Annotated in this window: 25 protein-coding genes; 11 read left to right on the top strand and 14 right to left on the bottom strand. The window is 65.2% G+C overall.

What is annotated here, in order from left to right:
- From R3D65_RS15820 to R3D65_RS15800, 5 genes are read right to left on the bottom strand one after another with little or no spacing between them, the layout of a single operon-like run.
- Nucleotides 1-762: a metallophosphoesterase gene (locus R3D65_RS15820; protein ID WP_371276225.1), complete on the bottom strand. Its 762-nt coding sequence runs from the start codon at nt 760-762 to the stop codon at nt 1-3.
- Nucleotides 759-1,439, bottom strand: a complete 681-nt coding sequence (locus tag R3D65_RS15815) for a lactate utilization protein C (protein WP_371276224.1) — start codon at nt 1,437-1,439, stop codon at nt 759-761. Before R3D65_RS15815 ends, R3D65_RS15820 begins: the two co-directional genes overlap by 4 nt.
- Nucleotides 1,436-2,872, bottom strand: coding sequence for a LutB/LldF family L-lactate oxidation iron-sulfur protein (locus R3D65_RS15810; RefSeq protein WP_371276223.1), 1,437 nt, complete (start codon nt 2,870-2,872; stop codon nt 1,436-1,438). The genes R3D65_RS15815 and R3D65_RS15810 overlap by 4 nt, the downstream gene beginning before the upstream one ends.
- A 4-nt stretch (nt 2,873-2,876) precedes the next feature.
- Nucleotides 2,877-3,644: a (Fe-S)-binding protein gene (locus tag R3D65_RS15805; RefSeq protein ID WP_371276222.1), complete on the bottom strand. Its 768-nt coding sequence runs from the start codon at nt 3,642-3,644 to the stop codon at nt 2,877-2,879.
- Nucleotides 3,645-3,658: 14 nt separating this feature from the next.
- A complete protein-coding gene (locus tag R3D65_RS15800) occupies nt 3,659-4,441 on the bottom strand; it encodes an FCD domain-containing protein (protein ID WP_371276221.1) in 783 nt (260 codons plus the stop codon).
- Nucleotides 4,442-4,661: 220 nt separating this feature from the next.
- On the opposite strand from R3D65_RS15800, the gene R3D65_RS15795 reads away from it, so the two are divergent.
- Nucleotides 4,662-5,966 (top strand): DUF3422 family protein, encoded by a 1,305-nt coding sequence (locus R3D65_RS15795; protein ID WP_371276220.1) that lies wholly within the window; start codon nt 4,662-4,664, stop codon nt 5,964-5,966.
- A gap of 3 nt (nt 5,967-5,969) precedes the next feature.
- On the opposite strand, the gene R3D65_RS15790 is transcribed toward R3D65_RS15795, so the two are convergent.
- The gene (locus tag R3D65_RS15790; RefSeq protein ID WP_371276219.1) at nt 5,970-6,896 is read right to left on the bottom strand and encodes a LysR family transcriptional regulator; all 927 of its coding nucleotides are present in this window, start codon (nt 6,894-6,896) and stop codon (nt 5,970-5,972) included.
- 221 nt (nt 6,897-7,117) lie between these two features.
- Here R3D65_RS15790 and R3D65_RS15785 point away from each other — a divergent pair, with 221 nt between their 5' ends.
- From R3D65_RS15785 to glcF, 3 genes are read left to right on the top strand one after another with little or no spacing between them, the layout of a single operon-like run.
- Nucleotides 7,118-8,572 carry an FAD-linked oxidase C-terminal domain-containing protein gene (locus tag R3D65_RS15785; protein ID WP_371276218.1) on the top strand — a complete coding sequence of 485 codons (1,455 nt, stop codon included), beginning with the start codon at nt 7,118-7,120 and terminating at the stop codon, nt 8,570-8,572.
- Nucleotides 8,569-9,786: an FAD-binding protein gene (locus R3D65_RS15780; RefSeq protein WP_371276217.1), complete on the top strand. Its 1,218-nt coding sequence runs from the start codon at nt 8,569-8,571 to the stop codon at nt 9,784-9,786. The genes R3D65_RS15785 and R3D65_RS15780 overlap by 4 nt, the downstream gene beginning before the upstream one ends.
- A 4-nt stretch (nt 9,787-9,790) precedes the next feature.
- The gene (gene glcF, locus R3D65_RS15775) at nt 9,791-11,149 is read left to right on the top strand and encodes a glycolate oxidase subunit GlcF (protein ID WP_371276216.1); all 1,359 of its coding nucleotides are present in this window, start codon (nt 9,791-9,793) and stop codon (nt 11,147-11,149) included.
- On the opposite strand, the gene R3D65_RS15770 is transcribed toward glcF, so the two are convergent.
- Nucleotides 11,146-12,144, bottom strand: a complete 999-nt coding sequence (locus R3D65_RS15770) for a sensor histidine kinase (protein ID WP_371276215.1) — start codon at nt 12,142-12,144, stop codon at nt 11,146-11,148. The genes glcF and R3D65_RS15770 overlap by 4 nt on opposite strands.
- Before the next feature lie 186 nt (nt 12,145-12,330).
- Nucleotides 12,331-13,125, bottom strand: a complete 795-nt coding sequence (locus R3D65_RS15765; protein WP_371276214.1) for a L,D-transpeptidase — start codon at nt 13,123-13,125, stop codon at nt 12,331-12,333.
- A gap of 239 nt (nt 13,126-13,364) precedes the next feature.
- On the opposite strand from R3D65_RS15765, the gene R3D65_RS15760 reads away from it, so the two are divergent.
- The 7 genes from R3D65_RS15760 to R3D65_RS15730 all read left to right on the top strand — a co-directional run bounded on the left by R3D65_RS15760 (nt 13,365) and on the right by R3D65_RS15730 (nt 19,283).
- Nucleotides 13,365-14,006 carry a DNA-3-methyladenine glycosylase I gene (locus tag R3D65_RS15760; protein WP_371276213.1) on the top strand — a complete coding sequence of 214 codons (642 nt, stop codon included), beginning with the start codon at nt 13,365-13,367 and terminating at the stop codon, nt 14,004-14,006.
- 237 nt (nt 14,007-14,243) lie between these two features.
- Entirely contained in the window at nt 14,244-14,720 is a 477-nt protein-coding gene (locus tag R3D65_RS15755) for a BA14K family protein (protein ID WP_371276212.1), read from the top strand.
- A 109-nt stretch (nt 14,721-14,829) separates the two neighbouring features.
- The gene (locus R3D65_RS15750) at nt 14,830-15,297 is read left to right on the top strand and encodes a BA14K family protein (protein WP_371276211.1); all 468 of its coding nucleotides are present in this window, start codon (nt 14,830-14,832) and stop codon (nt 15,295-15,297) included.
- Nucleotides 15,298-15,467: 170 nt separating this feature from the next.
- Nucleotides 15,468-16,964 carry a histidine--tRNA ligase gene (gene hisS, locus R3D65_RS15745; protein WP_371276210.1) on the top strand — a complete coding sequence of 499 codons (1,497 nt, stop codon included), beginning with the start codon at nt 15,468-15,470 and terminating at the stop codon, nt 16,962-16,964.
- 2 nt (nt 16,965-16,966) lie between these two features.
- On the top strand, nt 16,967-18,082 hold the full coding sequence (locus R3D65_RS15740) for an ATP phosphoribosyltransferase regulatory subunit (RefSeq protein WP_371276209.1): 1,116 nt from the start codon (nt 16,967-16,969) through the stop codon (nt 18,080-18,082).
- Nucleotides 18,083-18,085: 3 nt separating this feature from the next.
- Nucleotides 18,086-18,793, top strand: a complete 708-nt coding sequence (gene hisG, locus R3D65_RS15735; protein ID WP_371276208.1) for an ATP phosphoribosyltransferase — start codon at nt 18,086-18,088, stop codon at nt 18,791-18,793.
- Between the two features lie 199 nt (nt 18,794-18,992).
- On the top strand, nt 18,993-19,283 hold the full coding sequence (locus tag R3D65_RS15730) for a hypothetical protein (RefSeq protein WP_371276207.1): 291 nt from the start codon (nt 18,993-18,995) through the stop codon (nt 19,281-19,283).
- Between the two features lie 55 nt (nt 19,284-19,338).
- On the opposite strand, the gene R3D65_RS15725 is transcribed toward R3D65_RS15730, so the two are convergent.
- The 6 genes from R3D65_RS15725 to groES all read right to left on the bottom strand — a co-directional run bounded on the left by R3D65_RS15725 (nt 19,339) and on the right by groES (nt 24,677).
- Complete coding sequence (locus R3D65_RS15725; protein WP_371276206.1) at nt 19,339-19,746, bottom strand: DoxX family protein; 408 nt, start codon at nt 19,744-19,746, stop codon at nt 19,339-19,341.
- Between the two features lie 115 nt (nt 19,747-19,861).
- Nucleotides 19,862-21,250, bottom strand: coding sequence for a class II fumarate hydratase (gene fumC, locus R3D65_RS15720; protein ID WP_371276205.1), 1,389 nt, complete (start codon nt 21,248-21,250; stop codon nt 19,862-19,864).
- Between the two features lie 62 nt (nt 21,251-21,312).
- Nucleotides 21,313-21,831, bottom strand: coding sequence for a DUF805 domain-containing protein (locus R3D65_RS15715; RefSeq protein ID WP_371276204.1), 519 nt, complete (start codon nt 21,829-21,831; stop codon nt 21,313-21,315).
- A gap of 30 nt (nt 21,832-21,861) precedes the next feature.
- Nucleotides 21,862-22,434 carry a DUF805 domain-containing protein gene (locus R3D65_RS15710; protein WP_371276203.1) on the bottom strand — a complete coding sequence of 191 codons (573 nt, stop codon included), beginning with the start codon at nt 22,432-22,434 and terminating at the stop codon, nt 21,862-21,864.
- A gap of 244 nt (nt 22,435-22,678) precedes the next feature.
- On the bottom strand, nt 22,679-24,313 hold the full coding sequence (gene groL / locus R3D65_RS15705) for a chaperonin GroEL (protein WP_371276202.1): 1,635 nt from the start codon (nt 24,311-24,313) through the stop codon (nt 22,679-22,681).
- 67 nt (nt 24,314-24,380) lie between these two features.
- Nucleotides 24,381-24,677, bottom strand: a complete 297-nt coding sequence (groES, locus tag R3D65_RS15700; RefSeq protein ID WP_371276201.1) for a co-chaperone GroES — start codon at nt 24,675-24,677, stop codon at nt 24,381-24,383.
- Nucleotides 24,678-24,684: the final 7 nt, after the last annotated feature.

Here is a 24,684-nt window from a genome sequence, read left to right as displayed (position 1 = left end):
TCATGCGGCCGTCGATCCGCCTGTTTCCTGCAAGATGCGTGTGAGCCGGCCCTCGATCACGAGGGCCGAGAGAATGCCGGAGGAATAGGCTCCGGTGTCGATATTGACGTGATTCGGCCTGAGGTCCGGGGCGGCAACCGGGGTATGGCCATGCACGATCACCTTGGGGTGCAGCCCGGCCCAGCCAAGGAAGTCGTCGCGTATCCAGATCAGATCCTCGGGATCCTGCCGGTCCAGCGCCAGTCCGGGACGGATGCCGGCATGGCAGAAAAAGAAATCCCCGAAGGAAACCGACCGGGCGAGCCCGGTCAGGAAACGCGTGTGGGATTCGGGAATGGCCGCGTCAAGCCGGCACGCCGTATCGCGCGCTGCCTCATTGCTGCTGAAATCCGCCGTCACGCCGTAGGAAAGCGCGGTCTGGACGCCGCCATGGCGGGTGAACAGGGTGTTGGCGCGAGGCTTGGCGAGAAACCACAAGAGGCCGAGATCGTGATTGCCCGCCAGCGCGATGTTTCGCTCGTCCGCTGACGACTTTCCGGTCAGGAAATCGAGCACGCCACGCGAGCAGGGGCCGCGGTCGATATAGTCCCCGACATGGATGATCCGCCAGTCAGCGGGCCGGTCGCGCGCGATTTCCGCCCCGATTTTGCCGTGGAGCGCGCTCAGCAGGTCAAGACGGCCATGCACGTCGCCGATGGCATAAAGACGCATGCCGGGCGGGCTGGCCGCCTCGCCCAGCGCAATACCTCGGTCAGCACTCACGTTGCCTTGCCGACGACGATGACATGCAACGCCTTCGGCCCATGCGCGCCGAGGATGATCTTCTGTTCCACGTCGCCGGACCGCGACGGCCCGGTCACCAGGTTGACCGCGCGGGGCATGCCCTTGCGCCGGGAGGCCTTGCGCAACCGGGCGAAGGCTTCCTCCATGGTACCGTCGATATCCGCCGCGTCGAGCACCACGATATGATGTTCCGGCAGGAAGTTGATCGTGGTCGGATTGTCCGCGCCGGCCGTCAGCATGACGGTGCCGGTTTCCGCGATCCCGCACAGGCCGTGGCTGACGCCGGTCATGTCATCGCCGTCCGATGCACCGGCCTTCACCTCCAGCGATCGCTGCTTGTCCCAGGGCATGGCCTTGAGCCGCTTGTCGGCGCCCATGCGCACCGATGCCGGCAGGTTTCGCGCTCGCAGATAGGCTGAAACGGCCTTGGGCACGTCGTCGCCGGACTTCACCGTCTGCACCGTTGCCTGCACGCCCTCCGCCTTGGCGAGGAACAGCTTGACCCGCTCGGCCGGCGCAATTTGCGCGCGCGCCGGCACAACGCCCTGCGGGTGCTTCTTCAGCCGGTCCGCGACCGCCTTCATCCGCTCGTCCGCCGCGCCGCTGCCGCCCGCATGCTTGCGGATGCGGTTGAGAATGGCGTCACGCGCGCTCATGGCCGTGCCTCCTGCTTCAGCGCCTCGCGCTGGGCCCATTGCTGCATGAACGTGCGCGATTCCGGCGCGGGCAGCTCGCGATGCCTTGTCCACCCGCCGGCAAGCGGCAGCCACGAAAAACGGCGCTTCGCCCCGCCGAACACCGAGAGCAACGGAATGGCGAACGAGGTGGCCAGCCGGTAGATGCGGGGCCGGCGGGCGAGAAAGGCCCAGCTCTTCAGCCCGAAACGTTGGGTCGACGGGTTCAGTCCGCGCTCGAATTCCCGTTCGCGCCAGTGCCGCATCATCTTGGGCAGGGGAATGCGCATCGGGCACACCGCCTCGCAACGCCCGCAGAAAGTGGAAGCGTTGGGCAGGTGACCCGCCTTGTCCACGCCGATCAGCGAGGGGGTGAGAACCGCGCCCATCGGCCCCGGATAGACCCAGCCGTAAGCGTGCCCGCCGACGGTGTGATAGACCGGGCAATGGTTCATGCAGGCGCCGCAGCGGATGCAGCGCAGCATCTCCTGGAACTCCGTGCCGAGCATGGAGGAGCGCCCGTTGTCGAGCAGGATGACGTGATATTCGTCCGGGCCGTCCGGGTCCTTGTCGCGTTTCGGCCCGGTCGAAAGCGTGGTGTAGACGCTCATCTCCTGGCCGGTCGCCGAGCGTGCCAGCACACGCAGGATTTGCGACACGTCCTCCAGCGTCGGCACCACCTTCTCGATGGAGGCCATGACGATATGCACCTTGCCCAGTGTCTGGGTCAGGTCGCCATTGCCCTCGTTCGTGACGATGATCGAGGAGCCGGTTTCGGCGACCAGGAAATTGGCCCCGGTAATGCCGACATCGGCCTCGAAATAGCGCGAGCGCAGCACGCGGCGCGCCTCGCCCAGCAGATCTTCCGGCTCCGACAGGTCGCGCGAAGGCGGCAGATGCGTGTGGACCCGGCGGAAATCCTCCTCCACCTGGTCCTTGTTGACATGGACGGCCGGCGCGATGATGTGGCTCGGGTGTTCGCCGCGTAGCTGGATGATGTATTCGCCCAGATCCGTCTCCACCGGCTCGATGCCGGAATGCTCCAGGAAGTCGTTGAGCCCGATCTCCTCGGTGATCATCGACTTGCCCTTGGTCACGGTGCGCGCACCGGCCCGCCGGCAGATGTCGAGCACGATGCCGCGTGCGTCGGCGGCGGTTTCCGCCCAGTGGACATGCCCGCCGGCATCCTTCACGGCCTTCTCGTAGGTTTCCAGATACAGGTCGAGATGGGCAAGCGTATGGTTCTTGATGTCGCGCGCCTGGTCGCGCAGTGCCTCGAATTCCGGCAGGCCCGCGGCCGCCTGGGCCCGCTTTTCGATGAAGCCGGAGCGAACATTGCCCAGCGCGCGCTGAAGCTGGCGGTCGTCCAGCGCGGCGCGGGCGTTCTTCCTGAAGGTCGGTGAGGTGATCTGCATGGCGTCAGCCTTTCCCTGCAATCGGCGGCGTGTCTGTCATGCCGGCCAGCACTTCGGCCACGTGGCGCACCTCCACGCCCGAGCCTTCGCGCTTCAGCTTGCCTGCCATGTTCATCAGGCAGCCGAGATCGCCGGCCAGCAGCAAGGAGGCGCCGGTGGAGGTGATGTCGGCCGTCTTGCGTTCGACGATGGCGTTGGAAATGTCGGAATACTTGACGCAGAACGTGCCGCCGAAACCGCAGCACACATCCGGGTCGCGCATCTCGCTGACGGTCAGGCCCTCCACGCTGGCAAGCAGCTTGCGCGGCTGCCCCTGCACACCCAGTTCCCGCAGGCCGGAACAGCTGTCGTGATAGGTCGCAACCGTATCGAGGCGGGCATCGACGCCCTCTATCCCCAGCACATCGGTCAGGAAGCTGACGAGTTCGTGGCACTTGGCCGAAAAGGCTGACGCCCGTTCTTCCCATGCCGCATCGCCGGCAAAAAGGCCCGGATAGTGCTTCTTGAGCATGGAGGCGCAGGAACCGGACGGCGCGACCACGTAATCGAAGTCCTCGAACGCAGCGATGGTCTGTTCGGCGATGGCGCGCGTGTCGGCCCGGTCGCCGGAATTGTAGGCCGGCTGGCCGCAGCAGGTCTGCGCCCGCGGCACGTCGACCCGGCACCCGGCCGCCTCCATCAGCTTGATGGCTGCAAAACCCACGCTCGGGCGGAACAGGTCGACCAGGCATGTGACGAACAGGCCGACGCGGGGAGGGGAACTCTCTGACATGGGATGCTTCCGGATTACTCGATTGTCGTCTCGCTGCGCTGGCGCAGGCGCAGGCGGGAAATGCGCTGCCAGTCCACGGTGCGCTCTGCGTCGCGCATGGAATTCTCCACATAGGTCATGTGCGCCTGCGCGGCTGCGCGCGCTGCGGCCGGATCGCCGGCCATGACGGCATCGTAGATGGCAAGATGCTGCTCCAGCAATTTGTCGCGCGCGCCGGGGAAATTGTAGATCATGGACCGGTTGTAGAACACGCCGTCCGACAGCAGGCGGTAGCAGGAGCGCAGCGTATGCAGCAGGATGATGTTATGCGCGCATTCGCCGATGGCGTTGTGGAACTCCACGTCGATGGCGGCTTCTTCCTCGAAGTCGTCCTTCTGGTGGGCTTCCTTCATGCGCTCGATGATACGCGTCAGCAGCGCCTTGTCATCCTCGGTGGCCCGTCTGGTGGCATACTCCGCCGCCACGCCCTCGATCTCGCGGCGATATTCGAGATAGTCGGCAATGGCCTTGCGGTGCTTGGAGATCAGTTCCATCACCGGTCCAGTGAAAACCTGGCCGATCACATCGGCAACATAGGTTCCGCCGCCGTGGCGGGTGACCAGCAGGCCGCGCGCCTCCAGCATCTTCAGCGCGTCACGCAGGATCGGCCGCGACACCTCGAACTGGCGGGCCAGTTCCCGCTCGCCCGGCAGCTTGTCGCCGACGCGCAGGATGCCCTCCAGGACCAGCACCTCGATCTGCTCGACGACCTCGTCGGCAGTGCGTGAGTGGTGGATCCGGGAAAAGATCTCGTTCAACGGCCTGAAGTCCTCCCTGCGGCAAATTCACGCGAGTCTATCGTTTCGCAGGCAAACTGGTCAATTTGTTTATCCACTTGCGCGCGTTTTCCATCCACGTGCAGGAATGCGCTGGCTTTGCGGCACTGCAATATGTTGCTAAAGCTTGCCGGATAAACGCGTTTGCCCGCGTCCGGAGAAGCGCGGGCCCTGCGCGATCGGGCTGCAAGAGGGAAATTCGATGGCATCTGGCGCTGGGGAACAGAACCGCTCAACCGCCGCAACGGTACTGGGGTTCCCGGTTCATCCGGGGCGGTCGGCCGCACTTGGCGAGGTGCATGCCCGTCCTGCGCCGCTGGTGGAGACGCCGCACCTGCTCGTCCAGCTTGCCTTCATGACCGAGGGCGGCGCCACGGTGGACCACGCCGTCCTGTCGGACCTTTCGCGGGCCAATGGTGTCGCCCCGCCCGATCGCGGCGCGCGCCACCACACCATCCTGCGCGGCCGGGGCGCGCTGCGCTGGGAGCGGCACACGGAATTCTCCACCTATCTCTGGAACGGCCCGCTTTCGCCGCAAGACGGAAAACCCCTGGAAGAGCCGCCCTTCGGCCCGTCCTTTGCCTTGCCGGGTGTCGTGCTGGCCGGCGTGCGCCTCGAGATTCGCAAATGGACCGAAGCCAGCGAGCGCCTTGTCACCGGCTTCGATGCCGCCAGCCTCTGTTACAGCCTCGTGGAAAACGGGCAGGCGGCCGCCATCACCGATTTTCGCCAGGACGGCGACGGCCTGACCCGCATCCTTGTGCTCGACCGCGGCCTGACGCCGGCCCGCGCCGGCGCGCTGGCCCAGCGCCTGATCGAGATCGAGACCTATCGCATCCTCGCCATGCTCGGCCTGCCGCTGGCCCAGGAACTGTCGCCGCGCATTCGCCGGATCGAGGACCGCCTTGCCGACGTGACGAACCGCATGCGCACCCGCAGCGGCGCCGGCAGCCAGGATTTGCTCACCGAACTGACGGATTTGGCCTCGGAACTGGAGGCCGATGCCGCCGCCAGCCTGTACCGGTTCGGCGCCAGCCGTGCCTATGACGGCATTGTCAATGAACGGCTGGCCGCCATCGGCGAGCAACCGGTGACGGGCTACGAGACATGGGGCGCTTTCCTGAAGCGGCGCATGGCGCCCGCCATGCGCACCTGCCGCTCGGTCGAGGAGCGTCAGGCCAATCTGTCGCGCAAGCTGGCCCGTGCGACGACGCTGCTCAGAAGCTGGGTGGAAGTTGACTTGCAGCGCCAGAACAGCGACCTGCTCAACTCGATGAACCGCCGCGCCCAGCTCCAGTTGCGCCTTCAACAGACCGTCGAGGGCCTCTCGGTCGCCGCCGTTTCCTATTACATCGTCGGACTGATCGGCTATCTGGCCAAGGGAACCGGCCTTCTTGGCCATGGCATGAAGCCCGAATATGTGACCGCGGCCTCGGTGCCCATCGTCATCCTGTTCGTGTGGTGGATGGTCAGGCGCATTCGCCGCGCCCACGGCGAGCACGATTAAAGGTTACTCGGCGGCCAGCGCGCGGGGTTCGCTGCCATCTTCCCAGTAGGGCGAGGGGCCGTAAAGACCGGCCAGGAAATCGATGAACAGGCGCACCTTGACCGGCAGGAAGCGGCGCGAGGGATAGACGGCGTAAATGCCGACATTCTTCGAGGCCGAATAGTCCGGCAGCACGCGGCGCAATTCGCCTGACGCCAGTTCCGGGCCGACATCCCAGGTCGAACGCAGCGCGATGCCGATGCCGGCGAGCACGGCTTGCCGCAGCACTTCCGATGAGTTGGTCAGCAGCGGGCCTTCGGGCCGGTAGATCAGCGGGCCGTCCGGCCCTTCCAGACGCCAGGGCTCGTGGTTGTGGGCCGGCAGCACGACGTGATTCTGAAGGTCAGTGATCGAAGTCGGCTCACCGTGTTTTTCCAGATAGCTGGCGGAGGCGACGAGGAAACGCTGGACCGGGGCCAGGCGGCGCGCCACAAGGCTCGAATCGGTCAGTTCGGCAATGCGGATGGCAAGATCGAAACCTTCGCCGACAATGTCCACGAAATCATCGGAAAGAACGAGATTGATGGCGAGATCCGGATTGTCTCGCATGAAGGCCTGCAGATGCGGGGCGACATGCATGCGGCCGAAGGACGTGGGCGCGGACACCTTCAGCGTGCCGCGCGGTTGCGCCGAGCGGCGGGACACGAAGCTTTCGGCCTCTTCCACCGCTGCGAGAATGGCGACGATCCGCTCATAGAACCCCTGACCGGCCTCGGTCAATGCGATCTGGCGCGTCGTGCGCTGGAGCAACCGGGTTCCGAGACTGTCTTCCAGCCGGCGCAGCCTTTTTGAAACCACCGCCGGCGACAGGCCCATCTCCCGGCCGGCCGCCGAAAGGCTGCCAGCGGAGACGACCCGGGCGAAAATTTCATAGTCGGCTATATGGCTCATGTGAGACTCACCTGACATCTGAACCTCACTACGTCCTTTGCTGATCGTTGGATCACTGTTTCCGGAAAAGTTTCTTTGCCGCCCCTCTTTCTTGTTGACGCAGGGTGACAAGTTTTTGTTCCGTCCGGAAAAAGGCTTTCAATGCGAAGGTCGGCCGGCCATTGATTGCGCATGGTGCCGACGAGTGGTAAAACTATTTGACCAGTTCTGGGGAGGAAGGCATGGCAAACATCCGTTTTCACGATCCCGATCCGCGCATTCTGGCGCGGCGTGCCGACATTGTCGCCGATCTCGCCGATCTCGTTCCTGCGTCGTGTTTCGTCAGCGACGAGCGTGAACTGGTGCCCTTCGAAACCGATGCGTTCACGGCCTACAGGCGCGTGCCGCTGGCCGTCATCCTGCCCGAGACGACGGAACAGGTGGCGAAAGTGCTGAAATACCTTGCCCGCGAAAAGGTGCCCGTCGTGGCGCGCGGTGCCGGGACGTCGCTTTCAGGCGGCGCCATCCCGCAGGAGGACGCGGTGGTGATCGGCTTGTCGAAGATGAGCCGCATTCTCGAAATCGACCTGCCCAACCGTCTGGCGCGGGTGCAGGCCGGCGTTACCAATATCAACATTTCCAACGCGGTCGAGGCAGACGGCTTCTTCTACGCACCTGATCCCTCCTCGCAGCTTGCCTGCACCATCGGCGGCAATATCGGCATGAATTCCGGCGGCGCCCATTGTCTGAAATATGGCGTCACGACCAACAACCTGCTTGGCGTGCGCCTTGTCACCTTCGATGGCGAGATCCTCGACATTGGCGCAGGCGAACTGGACGCCGCCGGCTATGACCTGCTCGGCCTTGTCTGCGGTTCTGAAGGCCAGCTCGGCATTGTCACCGAAGCCACCGTGCGCCTGATCGCCAGGCCGGAAGGGGCGCGGCCGGTGCTTTTCGGCTTCGATTCCTCGGAAGTCGCCGGGGCCTGCGTGGCCGATATCATCGGCGAGGGCATCATTCCGGTTGCCATCGAATTCATGGACAAGCCGGCCATCGAGATTTGCGAGGCCTTCGCCCATGCCGGCTACCCGCTGGATGTCGAAGCGCTGCTGATCGTCGAGGTGGAAGGGTCCGAGGCCGAAATGGACGACATGCTCGCGCGCATCGTCGAGATCGCGCGCCGCCACGGCGTCAGCACGGTGAAGGAGAGCCAGTCGGCCATCGAGGCGGCGCTGATCTGGAAGGGCCGCAAGTCGGCTTTCGGCGCGACCGGCCGGATCGCGGACTATATCTGCATGGATGGCACGGTGCCGCTCGGGCAATTGTCCCATGTACTGCGCGAGACGGACGTGATCGTGAAGAAATACGGCCTGCGCGTCGCCAATGTCTTCCATGCCGGTGACGGCAACATGCACCCGCTCATCCTCTACAATGTCAACGATCCGGAAGAGGCAGAGAAGGCAGAGGCCGCGGGCATGGATATCCTGCGCCTGTGCGTCGACGCGGGCGGCTGCCTGACCGGGGAGCACGGTGTCGGCATCGAGAAGCGCGACCTCATGCGCCATCAATATGGCGAGGCGGATCTCGCCCAGCAGCTTGCCGTGCGCGACGCCTTCGACCCGCACCGCATCATGAACCCGTCGAAGGTCTTTCCGCTCGACATGACGACAATCAAGGCGAAGGAAAAGGCCGCATGACCACGACGCATCGTCCGGCGAGCGAGGCCGAGGCCGCCGCGATCATCCGTGAGGCCCATGACGCGCGCACGCCGCTGGCCATCGAGGGCGGGGGAACGCGCGCCGGCATCGGGCGCGCTGTCCAGGCCGCGGCCACGCTGTCTTCATCGGGGCTCGCCGGCATCGCGGAATACAACCCCGCCGAAATGGTCATGACACTCGCCGCCGGCACGCCGCTGGCCGATGTGGATGAGGCTTTGGCCCGGGCCGGCCAGCGCTTTGCCTTCGAGCCGGCCGATTACCGCGCGCTGCTCGGCAGCGACGGCGAACCCACGGCAGGCGCATTGGCCGCTGCCAACATTTCCGGGCCGCGCCGGTTCGTGGCCGGGGCGGCGCGCGACGGCCTGCTTGGCGTGCGCTTCGTCAATGGTACGGGCGAGGTGATCCGCAATGGCGGCAAGGTGATGAAGAACGTCACCGGCCTGGACCTCGTCAAGCTGATGGCCGGTTCCTGGGGCACGCTCGGTTTCCTGACGCAAGTCACCTTCAAGGTGCAGCCCGTGCCTGAGACCGAATTGACGCTGGCATTGCGCGGCCTGCTGGATGAGGACGCGGTCAATGCGCTGGCCCATGCCATGGCGACGAGCGCGGACGTGTCGGGCGCCGCGCATCTGCCGGAACTGGTGGCCGGAAGGGTGCTGGATGGCGCGCTGGGATCGGCGCCGGCGACACTGCTGCGCCTTGAAGGCTTTGAAAAATCGGTGCGCATCCGCGCCGACAAGCTGAAAGATCTGCTGGGAGGCATGGGGGAAATCGAGGAAATCGGCGCCGGCCGCTCGCGCGACCTGTGGAAGGATGTGCGCGACGTGGCCCCCTTTGCCGGTGGCGGCGAGAACAGGCCGGTCTGGCGCATTTCCATGAAACCGTCGCAGGCGCACCATGCCGTGATGGCGCTGCGCATGCAGGCCGGCGCCTCCGCCTTCTACGATTGGCAGGGCGGGCTGGCCTGGGTGCAGATGGAAGGCATCGACCCCCAGGATGACACCGTGCGCGCCGCCGTCGCCCGTTTCGGTGGCGGTCATGCCACGCTGATGCGCGCCAGCGCCGCCGTGCGCGCCACCATTCCCGTCTTCCAGCCGCTCTCCCCGGCCGTGGCCGCGCTCTCGAAGCGTGTGAAAGACACGTTCGATCCCGCCGGCATTCTCAATCCCGGCCGCATGGCCGCTGGAGCCTGATCCGATGCAGACCAATTTCTCAGCCGAACAATTGCAGGATCCCGGCGTCGCGGAAGCGGAATCGATCCTGCGCAAATGCGTCCATTGCGGCTTCTGCACCGCGACCTGCCCGACCTACGTAACGCTGGGCAACGAACTCGACAGCCCGCGCGGGCGCATCTACCTCATCAAGGACATGCTGGAGAACGATCGTCCGGCAGACAGGCAGGTGGTGACCCATATCGACCGCTGCCTGTCCTGCCTTGCCTGCATGACCACCTGTCCGTCGGGGGTCGATTACATGCACCTTGTCGACCACGCCCGCGCCCATATCGAGAAGACCTACCGGCGCCCGCTCCCCGACCGGATGACGCGCGCCATGCTGGCCATGGTGCTGCCCTGGCCGGGGCGCTTCCGCGCCGCACTGAAACTGGCGGCGCTGGGCAGGCCCTTCGCGCCCGTGTTGGAGCGCATCGCGCCGCTGAAGCCGATCGCGGCCATGCTGCGCCTCGCCCCGAAATCCGTCGCCGCTCATGCGCCCTCGGCCTTGCCGGGCCCGCGCCCGCAACGCGGGCAGAAGCGCGGCCGCGTCGCCATCCTCTCCGGCTGCGCCCAGCCGGTGCTCGACCCGGACATCAACCAGGCCGCCATGGATCTCCTGAACCGGCTCGGCGTCGAGGTGGTGGTGCCGAAGGGCGAGGGCTGCTGCGGCGCGCTCGTCCACCACATGGGCCGCGAGGAGCAAGCCCTGGATCAGGCAAGGCGCAATGTCGACGCCTGGTGGCGGCTCATCGAGGATGGCGGGCTGGACGCCATTATCATCACCACGTCGGGTTGCGGCACGACGGTGAAGGACTACGGCCACATGCTGCGCCATGACGCGGCTTACGCGGACAAGGCGGCCAGGGTTTCGGCGTTGGCGAAGGACGTGACCGAATATCTCGCAACGCTCGATCTTCCCGAACCGGTCAATGCCACGGGCCTGACGGTGGCCTATCATTCCGCCTGCTCCATGCAGCACGGACAGAAGATCACCGCCCAGCCGAAATCGCTGCTGAGGAAGGCGGGCTTCTCGGTGAAGGACCCGGCCGAGGGCCATCTGTGCTGCGGCTCGGCCGGTACTTACAACATCATGCAGCCCGACATCGCGGCCACGCTGAAGGCGCGCAAGGTGAAGAACCTGAAGGCAACACGGGCCGAGGTCGTCGCGGCAGGCAATATCGGCTGCATCACGCAGATCGGCGATGCCGCCGGCCTGCCCGTTGTCCATACGGTCAAGCTTCTGGACTGGGCCTGGGGCGGGGAAAGGCCCGCCGGCGTGCCGGATGGCCGGGCGCGCAAGGCCCTTCCCGCCGCCGGTCAGGACGGCCACGCCAGCGGCTAGCCGTTGAAGGTGATGGTGAACGTGGTGCCGCCCGGTCCTGTCGTGCGTTCCACCGTGCCATTGCCCTGTTGCGCCAGCGCCTCGATCAGCCGCATGCCGAGGCCCGGCCGGCCGCCATCGCCGGCGTCATCGGAAATGCCGCGTCCGTCATCCGAAATGGACAGGACATGGCGGCCGTTCTCTGGCCGGAAACGGACCGAGATACGCCCCCTGTTCTCGCCAAAGGCATGTTTGATGCTGTTGGTGGCAACCTCGTTGACCAGCAGGCCGATCACGATGGCCTTGTCCCGGTTGATGGGTGCCCGTTCCGCGTCGCAGGCAAAGGTGACACGTCTGTCGGCGGTCGCCGTTTCCTCCAGCGCCACGCAGAGATCGCGCAGATAGTCGTCGATATGCACCGAGCCGGTATCATCGAACTGGAAGCGCAGGTAGCCATAGGCGCGCGCGTAGCTCTCGATGCGCCCCAGCGCGGCCTGCAGCAGGGCCTTGGCATCGGGCGGGGCGTCGCGCATCTGCATGCGCATGATCGAGGCGATGGAGGCAAAGCTGTTCTTGACCCGGTGCTCCAGTTCCACCAGCAGCATCTCGCGGTCATGCAGGGCCTTGCGTGCCGCCCGCCGGAAAATCTCGGCCAGCAGGACCGAGAAATAGCCCGCCGCCAGGTTGACGAGGATTCGCGGCCCGTCGCTGATTTCAGCCAGGTCGAAACTGCCTGCGACAGGCAGAACGAAATACCAGGCATGGAGACCCGAAAGCGTCTGGCAGACCAGGCCGGCGAGCCAGCCGCCGAACAGCGTTGCGATCAGCACCATGGGCACGGCCAGCGCGAACGGACCGGCGCCCGGCAGATACATGTCGGTCACCATCCGTAGCGCAACGCCGACGGCGCTGCACAACGCGCCGAAAAGAATTGCGCTTGCGGGTGCCGGGAGGGGCCTTGTCAGTTCCGTGATGTCGATGCGGGCGATCCGGTGCAGCGCGCTGTCTCCTGCCACTTGGGTGGCCGGAGCATATCAGCGGGACCGGAAGCAGCAAGTGTTTGGACCCGTCAGGCCCTTCACTTTACGGAACATGCCGGACATCAGGAAAACGGCGCGGAGATGCCTCTCCCCGCGCCGTTTCGCCGAAGCAGGCCGGCAGCGTGTCGTCCCCCGCCGCCGGCCTGTCCCTCTCCGGTCGGATCACTGCACGATGACGCGCGTGCCCACGCCGACGCGGTTGTAGAGGTCGATCACGTCCTCGTTGCGCATGCGGATGCAGCCCGAGGAAACATTCTGTCCGATGGTCCACGGCGCATTCGTGCCATGGATGCGGTAGAGCGTCGAGCCGAGATACAAGGCGCGCGCGCCCAGCGGATTGGCCGGTCCGCCCGGCATGTGAACGGGCAGGATGCGGCCTTCCTGCCGCTTGACCCGTTCGATCATCTCCGCCGGCGGCCGCCAGTCGGGCCATTCGCGCTTCAGGGTGATCTTGTGGGTACCCGCCCATTCGAAACCGGGCTTTGCCACGCCCACGCCATAGCGCCGCGCCATGCCGCCGGACGTCACGAGGTAGAGGAACTTGTTGTCCGTGTCGATGACGATGGTGCCGGGCTTGTGCCCGCCATCATAGGCCACGTCTTGCGGCAGGTAGAGCGGATTGACGGTTCGCCGGGGCTGCGACGGCAGCGGACGCACGGCATAGGCCGCGGTGCGGACCTGCCGGTCGACGGTGGCCTGCCGGGTTGCGGGGCGTTGCCGCACGGCGCGCTTGGCCGGCGGGGCGACACGCACCGTTACGCCTGCCGGGAGGTTGCGATAGTTCCGCTGGTGGCGGGCGCCGACGGGCGCGCGCTGCAACTGCATCACCCACGGGGCGGAAAGGTCGGGACTGACGACGACCGGTGGAGGGCTGCCGTAGCGCTCGCCGGCGGCGGCAGGGCCGGCGGTGGCGAGGCTGGCACATGCCGCGCAGGCCAGGAACAGGGTTTTCAGCATCGGATGGACTCGCAAACTGGTTCGTCACAGGGGCTCGCCCGGCAGCAGGCGTCAGCAGGCACCATGCCGCACGGTTGACGGTGATCCTGTGCCCGTGGCGGAGTCGGAAAGATGAATCGATTTTCATAAAATGCGATTCGCCGGTGAAACCGTTGGCTGTGGTTACCGGGCGCTTCACGAAACTGGTGAATCGCCGGTGAATCCGCTGCCGAAACCGGTTAACAGGGAGAATTGCGGCGATGACGGGCGACGACAATGGCTTGCTGGCCGGGCCTGACGGGCGAATGCGCTGCTTCTGGCATGGCGGCCAGGATGACTATGTGCGCTACCATGACGAGGAATGGGGCTATCCCGTCGCCGACGATATCCGCCTGTTCGAGAAGATATGCCTGGAAGGCTTCCAGTCGGGCCTGTCCTGGTTGACGATCCTGCGCAAGCGGGAGAATTTCCGCGCCGCCTTTGCCGGCTTCGACTTTGCGAAGGTTGCACAGTTCGATGATCGGGATATCGCCCGCCTTCTGGCCGACAGCGGTATCGTGCGCCATCGCGGCAAGATCGTCTCGACGATCAACAATGCCCGCCGCGCCGTGGAGATGAAGGCCGGGTTCGGATCCCTTGCCGCCTATTTCTGGTCCTTCGAGCCCGGTCCCGCCGAGCGTCCGGACCCGGTGACCCGTGCGGCCCTCGTCGCCAATCCGCATACGCCCGCCTCGCATCGCCTGTCGAAGGATCTGAAGAAACGCGGCTGGACATTCGTCGGGCCGACGACCGCTTATGCCTTCATGCAGGCCATGGGATTGGTGAACGACCACGTCGAAGGCTGCTGCTGCCGCGCGGAGGCGCAGGCGGCGCGCGAACGCTTTGCCCGCCCTGCGCGTTGACCGCTTCGGTCTGTCCGAAGCGCGGCTGTGATCCCCGTTACAGCCTGCATTCCTGGTTGTTCGGTAGTGTGATCAAGCGGTTTGGTTGTCTGTGCCGTACCCGTGGCGCTCCGGTGAAAGGCGCATTTGCCCGGCGAGGCGATGTCACGGATACAAGGTCACGCATATATTGAATCGCCGATCATTGTGCCTTGTGCTAGTATTATGGGCGAGGGACGCGAAGAACAGGAGTAGAAGATGATCAGGAAATCAGGGTTCATTGCCTCGGCTCTTGCTGCCGCGGTCATGATGGTCGCGCCAACGGGTTCGGCTGTCGCCTTTCCCGCGATGCCGCAAATCGTGCAGAAGCATGTCTCATCCTCCGACGTCACCCCGGTCCAGAACCGCTCGATTGACGCGATGAGGGAAGCCCGTCGGAACCAGTGGCGCATGCATCGCGGCCATGGCTACTACGGCCGCTATCGCGGCTCCCGCCATTACCGGCCCGGTTGGCGCCGCCACAATGGCTGGTGGTTCCCGCCGGCGGCCTTTGCCCTTGGCCTCGCCCTTGGCGCCGCGCCTCGCTATGCCGAGCCGCCGCGCCGTTATCGCGATCTTCCGCGCGCCCATTACCGCTGGTGCGACCGCAATTACCGGACCTACCGGGCCTCCGACAACACGTTCATTCCGCGCCGTGGCGTGCGCGCCGAGTGCCGGTCGCCCTACTGGCCGTAAGGCCGCAGCGCCGGAAAGACAGGGCGCGGCTGTCTGGCCGCGCCGGTGAGGAACCAAGTGGTGCCAGGGGCGTTCGTCAGGCAAGGGACGAGCAACCCAGGAGCACGACATGACAGGAAAATCCGGTTTACTCGCATCCATGCTGGCTGCGGCCGCCATGACGGTGGCGCCGATGAGCCCCGCCCTTGCCCTTCCCATGGTGCCGCAGACGATCCAGAAGACGGCGACGTCGGGCGATGTCGTAAAGGTGCAGAATCGCCGCGATCACCGCAGGAAAATGCGCCGCCACTTCCGCCGCCATGATGGCCGCGCCTGGCTGAACGGGCACCGCGGCCGCCGCCACCATCGCCGTGGCTGGCGTGAATACAACGGCTGGTGGTTCCCGCCAGCGGCCTTTGCGCTCGGCCTCACCCTGGGCGATGGACGCCGCTACGCGCCGCCGCCGCGCCGCGCACGCGATTTCTCCCGCGCGCATTACCGTTGGTGCGACCGAAAGTATCGCTCCTACCGCCGGTGGGACAACACCTACCAGCCCTATAACGGTCCACGCCGCCAGTGCTGGTCGCCCTACAACTGAGGCATGAGCGCAAGACGTGATGGAATGGCAGACCCGGCCGGCCACGGCCGGGTTTCTTCTTGCAATCGTGCGAGCCAGGCCGCCATGTCCCGCCCCCGCCCTTGCCGCCTTTCCCCATGTCGGTTAGGAGAAGCCCGGTTTTCCGTTTCCCGCCGCTTGGGGCCGTTTCCATGTCTGAGAAGAAAAAGAAGAAGCCGCAGAAGCTGAAGGCGCGCCTGCCGCGTGGCTTTGTCGACCGTTCGCCGGAGGATATCCGCGCCACCGACGAGATGGTGGCGAAGATCCGCGAGGTCTACGAGCGCTACGGCTTCGACCCGGTCGAGACCCCGATGTTCGAGTATACCGATGCGCTGGGCAAGTTCCTGCCCGACAGCGACCGGCCGAACGAGGGCGTCTTTTCGCTCCAGGACGATGATGAGCAGTGGTTGAGCCTGCGCTACGATCTTACCGCGCCGCTGGCGCGCCACGTGGCGGAGAACATCAACGAGATCGCGCTGCCCTACCGCACCTATCGCGCCGGATGGGTCTTCCGCAACGAGAAGCCCGGACCCGGCCGTTTCCGCCAGTTCATGCAGTTCGACGCCGATGTCGTCGGCGCGCCCGGCGTGCAGACCGATGCCGAGATGTGCATGATGATGGCCGACGCCATGGAGGCGCTGGGCGTGAAGCGCGGCGACTATGTCATCCGCGTCAACAACCGCAAGGTGCTCGATGGCGTGCTGGAGGCTATCGGCCTTGGCGGTGAGGAGAATGCCGAACGCAGGCTCACCGTGCTGCGCTCCATCGACAAGCTGGACAAGTTCGGCGTCGACGGCGTGCGCCTGTTGCTCGGCCCCGGCCGCTGGGATGGCGGGCGCGAGGGCGAAGGCGACTTCACCAGGGGCGCCGGGCTTGATGAAGCGCAAATCCGCACCGTGCTCAGGGGAATCGGTGTGCTCTCCGACGATTCCGACGCCTATCCTGCCTCGCAGGCCTATGCCCACGGCATGTCGGAGCTGATGATGATCGAAAGCCTCGTGCAGGCTGCCGGTTACGGCCCGGACCGGGTGAAGATCGACCCGTCCGTCGTGCGCGGTCTCGAATACTACACCGGCCCGGTCTACGAGGCGGAACTGACCTTTGACGTTGTCAACGAAAAGGGCGAGACCGTGCAGTTCGGCTCGGTCGGCGGTGGCGGGCGCTATGACGGCCTCGTCAAGCGCTTCACCGGGCAGGATGTGCCGGCCACCGGCTTTTCCATCGGCGTCTCGCGCCTGATGACGGCGCTGAAGAACCTCGGCAAGCTGGGTCGCACGCCCGTTGTGGCGCCGGTGCTCGTCACGGTGATGGATGGCGACACGCCGGCGCTCGGGCGCTATCAGAAAATGGTCCAGGATCTGCGCGCCGCCGGCATCCGCGCCGAGATGTACCAGGGCAACTGGAAGAAGTTCGGCAACCAGCTCAAATATGCCGACCGCCGCCATTGCCCCATCGCCATCATCCAGGGCTCGGACGAGCGCGAGAAGGGCATTGTGCAGGTCAAGGACATGATCGAAGGCCGCCGCCAGGCCGAGGCCATCGCCTCCAACGAGGAATGGCGCGAAGCCCGCCCCGGACAGTTCGAGATCGCCGAGGCCGACCTGGTGGCCGAGGTGAAGAAACTGCTGGCGGCACAGGCGGAAGGCTGACCATGACCCCACGCTTCCCCTCCAATGCGCGCGACATCCTGGCACTGTTCGAGAAGCGTGGCGCGGAAGCCGTCGATGTGCCGGTCATCCAGCCGGCCGACCCGTTTCTCGACATGGCGGGCGAGGATCTTCGCCGGCGCATCTTCCTGACGGAGAGCGAGACGGGCGAAAGCCTGTGCCTGCGGCCCGAATTCACCATTCCCGTCTGCCGCATGCATATCGAGGCGGGTGAGGCGGGCCACCGGCGCTATGCCTATCTGGGCGAGGTCTTCCGCCAGCGCCGCGACGGCGGCAATGAATTCTTCCAGGCCGGAATCGAGGATCTGGGCGATCCGGACACCAACAGCGCTGATGCCCGCTCGCTGGCCGATGCGCTGGCACTGGCGCGAATGCTCATGCCCGGCCGGGACCTGGCTGTATCCATGGGTGACCAGGCCGTGTTCGAGGCCGTGCTCGCCGCGCTCGGCCTGCCGCGCGGCTGGCAGCAGCGCCTTGCCCGCGCCTTCGGTGCCCCGGAGCAATTGGCCGCCGCGCTGAATGCCCTGTCCTCGGGCAACGGGACGGCTGCACTCGATGCGCCCCTTGTCGGTCTGGTGCAGGGCGGCGACCGCGCCGCGCTGGAAGCCCATGTAGAATCGAGAATGGCCGAAACCGGCATTTCGCCTTCCGCCGGCCGGTCGCCCGCCGAGATCGCCGCACGCCTCATCGACAAGGCCCGCCTTGCTTCCGTGCGGCTGGCGCCGGAAGCCTTTGCCGCGTTGCAAGCCTTTCTGGCCATTGGCGCGCCGCTTAACGAAGCATCCGGCGCGTTGCAGGCCTTTGCCGGAAAGGCCGGGCTTGAAATCGGCGGTGCGCTTGCCGCTTTCGACGCGCGCGTCGCGGCGATCGCCAATTCCGGGCTCGACCTGTCGGCCATCCGCTATGATGCCGCCTTCGGCCGGCCGCTCGACTATTACACGGGCCTTGTCTTCGAGGTGCATGCGCCGGGCCTCGACAAGCCGGTTGCCGGCGGCGGGCGCTATGACCGCCTGCTGACCCTTCTGGGCGCGCCGGCGCCCATTTCCGGCGTCGGCTTTTCCGTCTGGCTCGACCGGGCCGAACAGGCGCGGGAGACCTGAGCCATGGCCGTTACCATTGCCTTGCCCTCCAAGGGCCGCCTGAAGGAACAGGCCATCGCGGTTTTCCAGAAGGCCGGTTTCACCATCCGCCAGCCGGAGGATTCGCGCCAGTACCGTGCCACCGTTGACGGTCACGACGGCATCGAGATCGCATTCCTTTCGGCCTCCGAGATCGCCCGCGAACTGGGTGCCGGCACGGTGGAAATGGGTGTCACCGGCGAGGATCTGGTGCGCGAGACGCTGGCGGCCTGGGACGAGAAGGTGGAAATCTCCGCCCGTCTCGGTTTCGGCCATGCCGATGTCATCGTTGCCGTGCCCGAGGTCTGGTTCGACGTCGATACCATGGCCGATCTTGATGACGTGGCGGCCGAGTTCCGCATGAGCCATGGCCGGCGTCTGCGCATCGCCACCAAATACTGGCGCCTGACCCAGCAGTTCTTCTCGCGCGCCCACGGCATCCAGGTCTATCGCATCGTCGAAAGCCTTGGCGCCACGGAAGGGGCGCCTGCCGCGGGGTCGGCGGATGTCATCGTGGATATCACCTCCACCGGCTCCACGCTGCGCGCCAACCATCTGAAGATCCTCGACGACGGGATCATCCTCAAATCCCAGGCCTGCCTTGTCACCGGCAAGCGTGTGCTGGAAGGCCCGGAGGCTGCGCTCGCGCGCGAGATCGCCGGGCGCGTCGGGGCCAGTCTGGCCCACGCCTGACGGCTATTTTTCACGGATTGCTTTTCTGACTGGTCGGGTGCAAGAAGGCCCGGTCGGACGGTGTGTCCGGCCCGAACGCGTCCCCCGGAGCCCAGCGCTGACCGGTGCGGCTCCGCCAACCACAAAGCCAAAACACATGCGTTCCGTTCATGCGTTCCTGCCGGATGGTCCGGCCGGACGGATTTGCGGAGCTTTTCTCATGGAAATGACATCTGGACTGGCCATGTACGGCCTGTCGGTCCTGCTGCTGTTCTGGTTCGGCACCAGCAGACTGCCGGCATGGATGGCCCGCCTGCTCAACGCCGAATTGGGAGCGGGCATTGCCTGCGCGCTTCTCACCGTCAGTCTCGTTCTCGGCTTGCTGCTCGTCTATTTCGGCACTCAGGCTTTGCTGGGAACGGCATTTTCAGCGGGGGCTGCCGTGTCCGCGGTCGTCATCGCCACCTTTGTGTTGGCGCAAGTCTTCACGGGCACGAAGCAGCCGGTCTGATGGATAAAGGTCCGCCGGAACGGTGCGGGCGGACCTTCTTCAGGTTCGGCCAGGCTCAGGCCGTGGCGAGCTTGCCACCGCCCAGACGCGCGTCCACCGACCATGCTCCGGGACCGGAAACGGCGAGGAAGGCAAAGCCACCGGCAATAGCCAGGTTCTTCATGAAGGAGATGAACTGCATCTGGTCGGCCGGATCGAAGTGGAACACGAAACCGGTAAAGACGCAGAAGGCGGCCAGCGCCAGCGCGGTGGCGCGGGTCATCAAGCCGGCCAGGATGAAGAGCCCGGCGACCAGTTCGAAAATGGCGGCCAGCCAGGCAAGCGCCGTCGATGCGGGAAGGCCGACCGAGGCTATATAGCCCGCCGTGCCGTCAATGCCGCCGGCCAGTTTGCCCCAGCCCGCCATGATGAAGATGAAAGCGGCCAGCACGCGGCCGGCCAGCAGGAGAAGGTTGGTGTTCATGGATAGTCCCTCAGCGTTTGTTTGCTATAGAGAGACAATACGCTTTCCATCGTTCACGAATAGGCGCGGTTTGTGCAACGCAGCGTAAACAGGGCATGGACGCACCAGTTCATTCTCAGCCGCCGTTGATCATGGTTTCCGGCCGGACCAGCCGGTCGAATGTCGCTTCATCCACATATCCGCTCTTCAGCGCTTCCTCGCGCAGCGTTGTTCCATGGGCATGGGCCGCCTTGGCGATGGCAGCAGCCTTGTCATAGCCGATTTCAGGCGCAAGCGCGGTCACGAGCATCAGCGACCGCTCGACCAGCGTAGCGATATGGCTCTCGTTGGCCGTGATTCCATCGACGCATTTGTCCGCGAAGGATACCATGCCGTCGGCCAGAAGACGGATGGATTGCAGCACGTCATGGGCGATCACCGGCTTCATCACGTTCAATTCGAACTGGCCTTGCGAGGCGGCGAAGGTCACGGTCGTCTGGTTGCCCATGACCTGTGCGGCCACCATCGTCAGCGCCTCCGCCTGGGTCGGATTCACCTTGCCCGGCATGATGGACGAGCCCGGTTCGTTTTCCGGCAGCGACAATTCCCCGAGTCCGGAGCGCGGACCCGAGGCCAGCAGGCGGATGTCATTTGCGATCTTGTAGAGATCGGCGGCCAGTGCGGCCAGCGCGCCATGCAGGTTGGCCAGCGCGCCATGGCTGGCCAGCGCCTCGAAACGGTTGGCCGCGGGCCGGAAGGCGAGGCCGGTCAGCGCAGAAATCTCATCGGCGAAGCGTACGGAGAAGCCCTGCGGGGCGTTGAGCCCGGTGCCGACCGCCGTTCCTCCCTGTGCCAGCGAATGCACGTCAGCCAGCGCTGCTGCGATGCGGCTGCGTCCGAGATCCAGCGCCGCGCCATAGCCGGAAAATTCCTGCCCGAGCGTCAGCGGCGTGGCATCCTGCGTATGCGTGCGGCCGATCTTGATGATGTCGCCGAACGCCTCTGCCTTGTCATCGAGCGCCTCATGCAACCGGTCGAGCGCCGGCAACAGCCGGTCATGCGCCTCCCGGCTGACCGCCACATGCAGGGCGGTGGGGAAGGTGTCGTTGGACGACTGGCTGCGATTGACATGGTCGTTGGGGTGGACGGGCGTCTTGGAACCCATCGCGCCGCCCGCCATCTCGATGGCCCGGTTTGCGATCACCTCGTTGGCGTTCATGTTGGTCTGGGTACCTGATCCTGTCTGCCAGACGACAAGCGGGAAGTGGTCGTCCAGCCTGCCTTGCGCCACCTCCTGCGCGGCGCGGTCGATGAGGGACGCGATATCGCCGTCGAGGACGCCGAGCGCGGCATTGCTGCGCGCCGCCGCCTGTTTCACAAGGCCGAGGGCATGGATGAGGGCAGGGGGCATGCGCTCCGAGCCGATGCGGAAATTTTCCAGGCTGCGCTGCGTTTGCGCGCCCCAATAGCGGTCCGCAGGCACGTCGATGGGGCCGAACGTGTCGGTTTCGGTGCGTTTCGCCATGCGTCTGCTCCTCTTGTCCCGTCAGTGATATGGGGCAGGAGGCGGCGGGAACCAAGCCCCGCTCAACCTGGCGGAATACTGCGACGTCCGAAGGTGGTGCGCGCCCTGGCGGTGCTGGCCGGCCGCTCGGCCGCTGGCGGAGCGGCGGAGAGGCCCGCGCCGTGCATTGCCGTTCCGTCCGGTGGAGAGCCGGCGCCGCTTCTGCCCGCCCCTTGCGGCCTGGCCTTTCGGCTGCCGGGACGGAGGAAGGGCGGTTCGGGTGGGCCGAAGTCGTTCGGTCCCTCGTCACCCTTCCTGAAGCCAAGCTCGATAAGAAGGTCATGCGCCCAGCGGAAGCTGAGGTTCGACATCGTCGCGGGCTTGTTGTGGTCGTGAAGCCGCTGCACATTGGCGGACCAGGAGATCCAGAGGACGGCGGCAAGAGCGGCGAGGCCGTACGCGGTCGGTTCGGTATCGCCGCGCCGGTCAAGGCTGAAAACGAGGTCATCCCATGCCAGGAAGGTGAGAGCCGCGACAAGCAGATGGGCCAACCACCATGTCTGCCGCCCGATCCGACCGGAAAATCCGAAGAAACGCCACATGCCTGTCAGTCCGTCATAAACAGCGAGCGGTCAGATATAGCGCCTGCGTCCGAACCCGGTTCGCTCCGCAGGCGGGATTCGCAGGCGGTCCATCACCTGGCGCCGCCGCTCGACTTGCAAGGTCGGCGCATCCTGGTCCTTCACATGAGCTGCTTCCATCGCCTTTCGCCGGCGGTTTTCCGCTTGGAACATCTCGCGGTCTTCCTGGGACGCGGTTTTCCTGACCGGACGTCCCGCAAGGTCGTTGCGCGGCCCGTAGCCGTTGTCATCGCGCCCTGTGCCGGGAAGCAGGCCCAGTTCGATCAAGACCCAGAGGGGCCCGAACACCGGGACGAACAGCAGGAGATACCACCAGCCCGTTTTGCCACGGTCGTGAAGCCGCTTGATGCAGGCGGCGGCGCTGAGCCAGAAGGCCAGGACAACCAGTCCAGCCGAGACCCAGAACCGTGGATCGCTGGTGTCCGGCATGATGAAGCCGTTCTCGAACGTCGCCTTTTTGAACGCCAGTTGACCGGACAACCAGCTCAAGCCGGTTGAAATGGCCATGATGAACCAGAACATGACGCGGCCATAGCGACCGGTAAAACTGAATATCTCCAGCATGAAGACAGGCCCCCATTTGTATTCGCACACGCAGACCATATCGGCCCGAACGGGTTCATGGCATGTTAAGGGCCCGGATTTCCTGCAATCGGGATGAACCGGAGGTAAAGTAAAGAAAGTAGTTTCGAAAACAATTGAATTGCGATGGCATTGTCCGTCGTGAATATCAGGGTCGCCATGGCGGCATGGAAAAAGGGCGGCCCTTGCGAGCCGCCCTTTCCGTATGTCTGTTTGGAAGCCGGACTTAGAAGTCCATGCCACCCATGCCGCCGCCCGGCATTGCCGGAGCCGCCGATTCCTTCTTCGGCAGTTCGGCAATCATGGCTTCGGTGGTGACCAGCAGGCCGGCCACGGAAGCGGCATCCTGCAGGGCGGTGCGAACCACCTTGACCGGGTCGACGATACCCATGGTGATCATGTCGCCATATTCACCGGTCTGGGCATTGTAGCCGAAGGTCTCCGAGGCATTTTCGAGGATCTTGCCGACCACGATGGAGGCCTCGTCACCGGCATTGGTGACGATCTGGCGGGCAGGCGACTGCAGGGCGCGGCGCACGATGGCGATACCGGCATCCTGGTCGGCATTGACGCCCTTGACGGTGAGCGCGTTGGAGGCACGCAAGAGAGCGGTGCCGCCGCCGGCCACGATGCCTTCCTCAACGGCCGCGCGGGTCGCGTTGAGAGCGTCGTCGACGCGGTCCTTCTTCTCCTTGACTTCCACTTCCGTCGCACCGCCGACGCGGATGACGGCCACGCCGCCAGCCAGCTTGGCAAGACGCTCCTGCAGCTTCTCGCGGTCGTAATCGGAAGTCGTCTCCTCGATCTGGCCCTTGATCTGGGCCACGCGGCCCTCGATCTCGGCCTTCTGGCCGGCGCCGTCGACGATCGTGGTGTTTTCCTTGGAGATGGCAACCTTCTTGGCGCGGCCCAGCATGTCGAGGGTCACGTTCTCAAGCTTGATGCCGAGGTCCTCGGAAATCACCTGGCCGCCGGTGAGGATGGCGATGTCCTCGAGCATGGCCTTGCGGCGGTCGCCGAAGCCCGGCGCCTTGACGGCAGCGATCTTCAGGCCGCCACGCAGCTTGTTGACCACCAGCGTGGCCAGCGCCTCGCCTTCCACGTCCTCGGCGATGATGACGAGCGGCTTGGACGACTGCACAACCGATTCGAGGACCGGCAGCATGGCCTGCAGGTTGGAGAGCTTCTTCTCGTGCAGCAGGATGTAGGCGTCTTCCAGCTCGGCGACCATCTTTTCCGGATTGGTCACGAAATAGGGCGACAGGTAGCCGCGATCGAACTGCATGCCTTCAACGACTTCCAGCTCGGTCTCGGCCGTCTTGGCTTCCTCGACGGTGATGACACCCTCGTTGCCAACCTTCTGCATGGCGCTGGCGATCATGTCGCCGATTTCCTTTTCGCCATTGGCGGAAATCGTGCCGACCTGGGCCACTTCATCGGAGGTGTTGATCTTCTTGGCGGAAGAGACCAGCTTGGAGGCGACTTCGCCAACCGCCAGGTCGATGCCGCGCTTCAGATCCATCGGGTTCATGCCGGCGGCAACCGCCTTGGCGCCTTCCTTGACAATGGCCTGGGCCAGAACGGTGGCCGTGGTCGTGCCGTCACCGGCAATGTCATTGGTCTTGGAGGCGACTTCGCGCACCATCTGCGCGCCCATGTTCTCGAACTTGTCTTCCAGTTCGATTTCCTTGGCGACGGAAACGCCGTCCTTGGTGATGCGCGGCGCACCGAAAGCCTTGTCGATGACGACGTTACGGCCCTTCGGACCCAGCGTCACCTTCACCGCATCGGCCAGAATGTCCACGCCACGCAGCATGCGCTCGCGCGCGTCACGGCTGAATTTTACTTCCTTGGCTGCCATGTTTCCATAACTCCCGGGCATTTGCCCTAAATGAGGATTGAGGTTTGAGAGCGGATATCCGGCCGGTTCAGCCGATCACGCCCATGATGTCGGCTTCCTTCATGATCAGAAGGTCTTCGCCGTTGAGCTTGACTTCCGTGCCCGACCACTTGCCGAACAGGACGCGGTCGCCGGCCTTGACGGACATCGGGATCAGTTCGCCGCTGTCCTTGCGCGCGCCTTCGCCAACGGCGACGATCTCGCCTTCCGACGGCTTTTCCTTGGCGGTGTCGGGAATGATGATCCCGCCGGCGGTCTTCTCTTCGGACTCAACCCGGCGCACGACAACGCGGTCGTGGAGCGGGCGGAAATTCATCTCGGCCATGTCTGTT

The sequence above is a fragment of the Zhengella sp. genome (genome assembly GCF_041397485.1).
Taxonomy (GTDB): Bacteria; Pseudomonadota; Alphaproteobacteria; order Rhizobiales; family Rhizobiaceae; genus Zhengella.
Note: the sequence above shows the minus strand (reverse complement) of the source record. Positions and strands in the feature narration are given on the sequence as shown.

What these genes read in the sequence shown, in the direction of transcription:
- R3D65_RS15795 (WP_371276220.1), top strand. Translation starts at nt 4,662, where the DNA reads ATGGCATCTGGCGCTGGGGAACAGAACCGCTCAACCGCCGCAACGGTA.
- glcF (WP_371276216.1), top strand. Translation starts at nt 9,791, where the DNA reads ATGCAGACCAATTTCTCAGCCGAACAATTGCAGGATCCCGGCGTCGCG.
- R3D65_RS15725 (WP_371276206.1), bottom strand. Translation starts at nt 19,746, where the DNA reads ATGAACACCAACCTTCTCCTGCTGGCCGGCCGCGTGCTGGCCGCTTTC.
- groES (WP_371276201.1), bottom strand. Translation starts at nt 24,677, where the DNA reads ATGGCCGAGATGAATTTCCGCCCGCTCCACGACCGCGTTGTCGTGCGC.
- hisS (WP_371276210.1), top strand. Translation starts at nt 15,468, where the DNA reads ATGTCTGAGAAGAAAAAGAAGAAGCCGCAGAAGCTGAAGGCGCGCCTG.
- R3D65_RS15785 (WP_371276218.1), top strand. Translation starts at nt 7,118, where the DNA reads ATGGCAAACATCCGTTTTCACGATCCCGATCCGCGCATTCTGGCGCGG.
- hisG (WP_371276208.1), top strand. Translation starts at nt 18,086, where the DNA reads ATGGCCGTTACCATTGCCTTGCCCTCCAAGGGCCGCCTGAAGGAACAG.
- R3D65_RS15790 (WP_371276219.1), bottom strand. Translation starts at nt 6,896, where the DNA reads ATGAGCCATATAGCCGACTATGAAATTTTCGCCCGGGTCGTCTCCGCT.
- R3D65_RS15815 (WP_371276224.1), bottom strand. Translation starts at nt 1,439, where the DNA reads ATGAGCGCGCGTGACGCCATTCTCAACCGCATCCGCAAGCATGCGGGC.
- R3D65_RS15760 (WP_371276213.1), top strand. Translation starts at nt 13,365, where the DNA reads ATGACGGGCGACGACAATGGCTTGCTGGCCGGGCCTGACGGGCGAATG.
- R3D65_RS15755 (WP_371276212.1), top strand. Translation starts at nt 14,244, where the DNA reads ATGATCAGGAAATCAGGGTTCATTGCCTCGGCTCTTGCTGCCGCGGTC.
- R3D65_RS15730 (WP_371276207.1), top strand. Translation starts at nt 18,993, where the DNA reads ATGGAAATGACATCTGGACTGGCCATGTACGGCCTGTCGGTCCTGCTG.
- R3D65_RS15710 (WP_371276203.1), bottom strand. Translation starts at nt 22,434, where the DNA reads ATGCTGGAGATATTCAGTTTTACCGGTCGCTATGGCCGCGTCATGTTC.
- R3D65_RS15780 (WP_371276217.1), top strand. Translation starts at nt 8,569, where the DNA reads ATGACCACGACGCATCGTCCGGCGAGCGAGGCCGAGGCCGCCGCGATC.
- R3D65_RS15805 (WP_371276222.1), bottom strand. Translation starts at nt 3,644, where the DNA reads ATGTCAGAGAGTTCCCCTCCCCGCGTCGGCCTGTTCGTCACATGCCTG.
- R3D65_RS15715 (WP_371276204.1), bottom strand. Translation starts at nt 21,831, where the DNA reads ATGTGGCGTTTCTTCGGATTTTCCGGTCGGATCGGGCGGCAGACATGG.
- R3D65_RS15810 (WP_371276223.1), bottom strand. Translation starts at nt 2,872, where the DNA reads ATGCAGATCACCTCACCGACCTTCAGGAAGAACGCCCGCGCCGCGCTG.
- R3D65_RS15750 (WP_371276211.1), top strand. Translation starts at nt 14,830, where the DNA reads ATGACAGGAAAATCCGGTTTACTCGCATCCATGCTGGCTGCGGCCGCC.
- fumC (WP_371276205.1), bottom strand. Translation starts at nt 21,250, where the DNA reads ATGGCGAAACGCACCGAAACCGACACGTTCGGCCCCATCGACGTGCCT.
- groL (WP_371276202.1), bottom strand. Translation starts at nt 24,313, where the DNA reads ATGGCAGCCAAGGAAGTAAAATTCAGCCGTGACGCGCGCGAGCGCATG.
- R3D65_RS15765 (WP_371276214.1), bottom strand. Translation starts at nt 13,125, where the DNA reads ATGCTGAAAACCCTGTTCCTGGCCTGCGCGGCATGTGCCAGCCTCGCC.
- R3D65_RS15740 (WP_371276209.1), top strand. Translation starts at nt 16,967, where the DNA reads ATGACCCCACGCTTCCCCTCCAATGCGCGCGACATCCTGGCACTGTTC.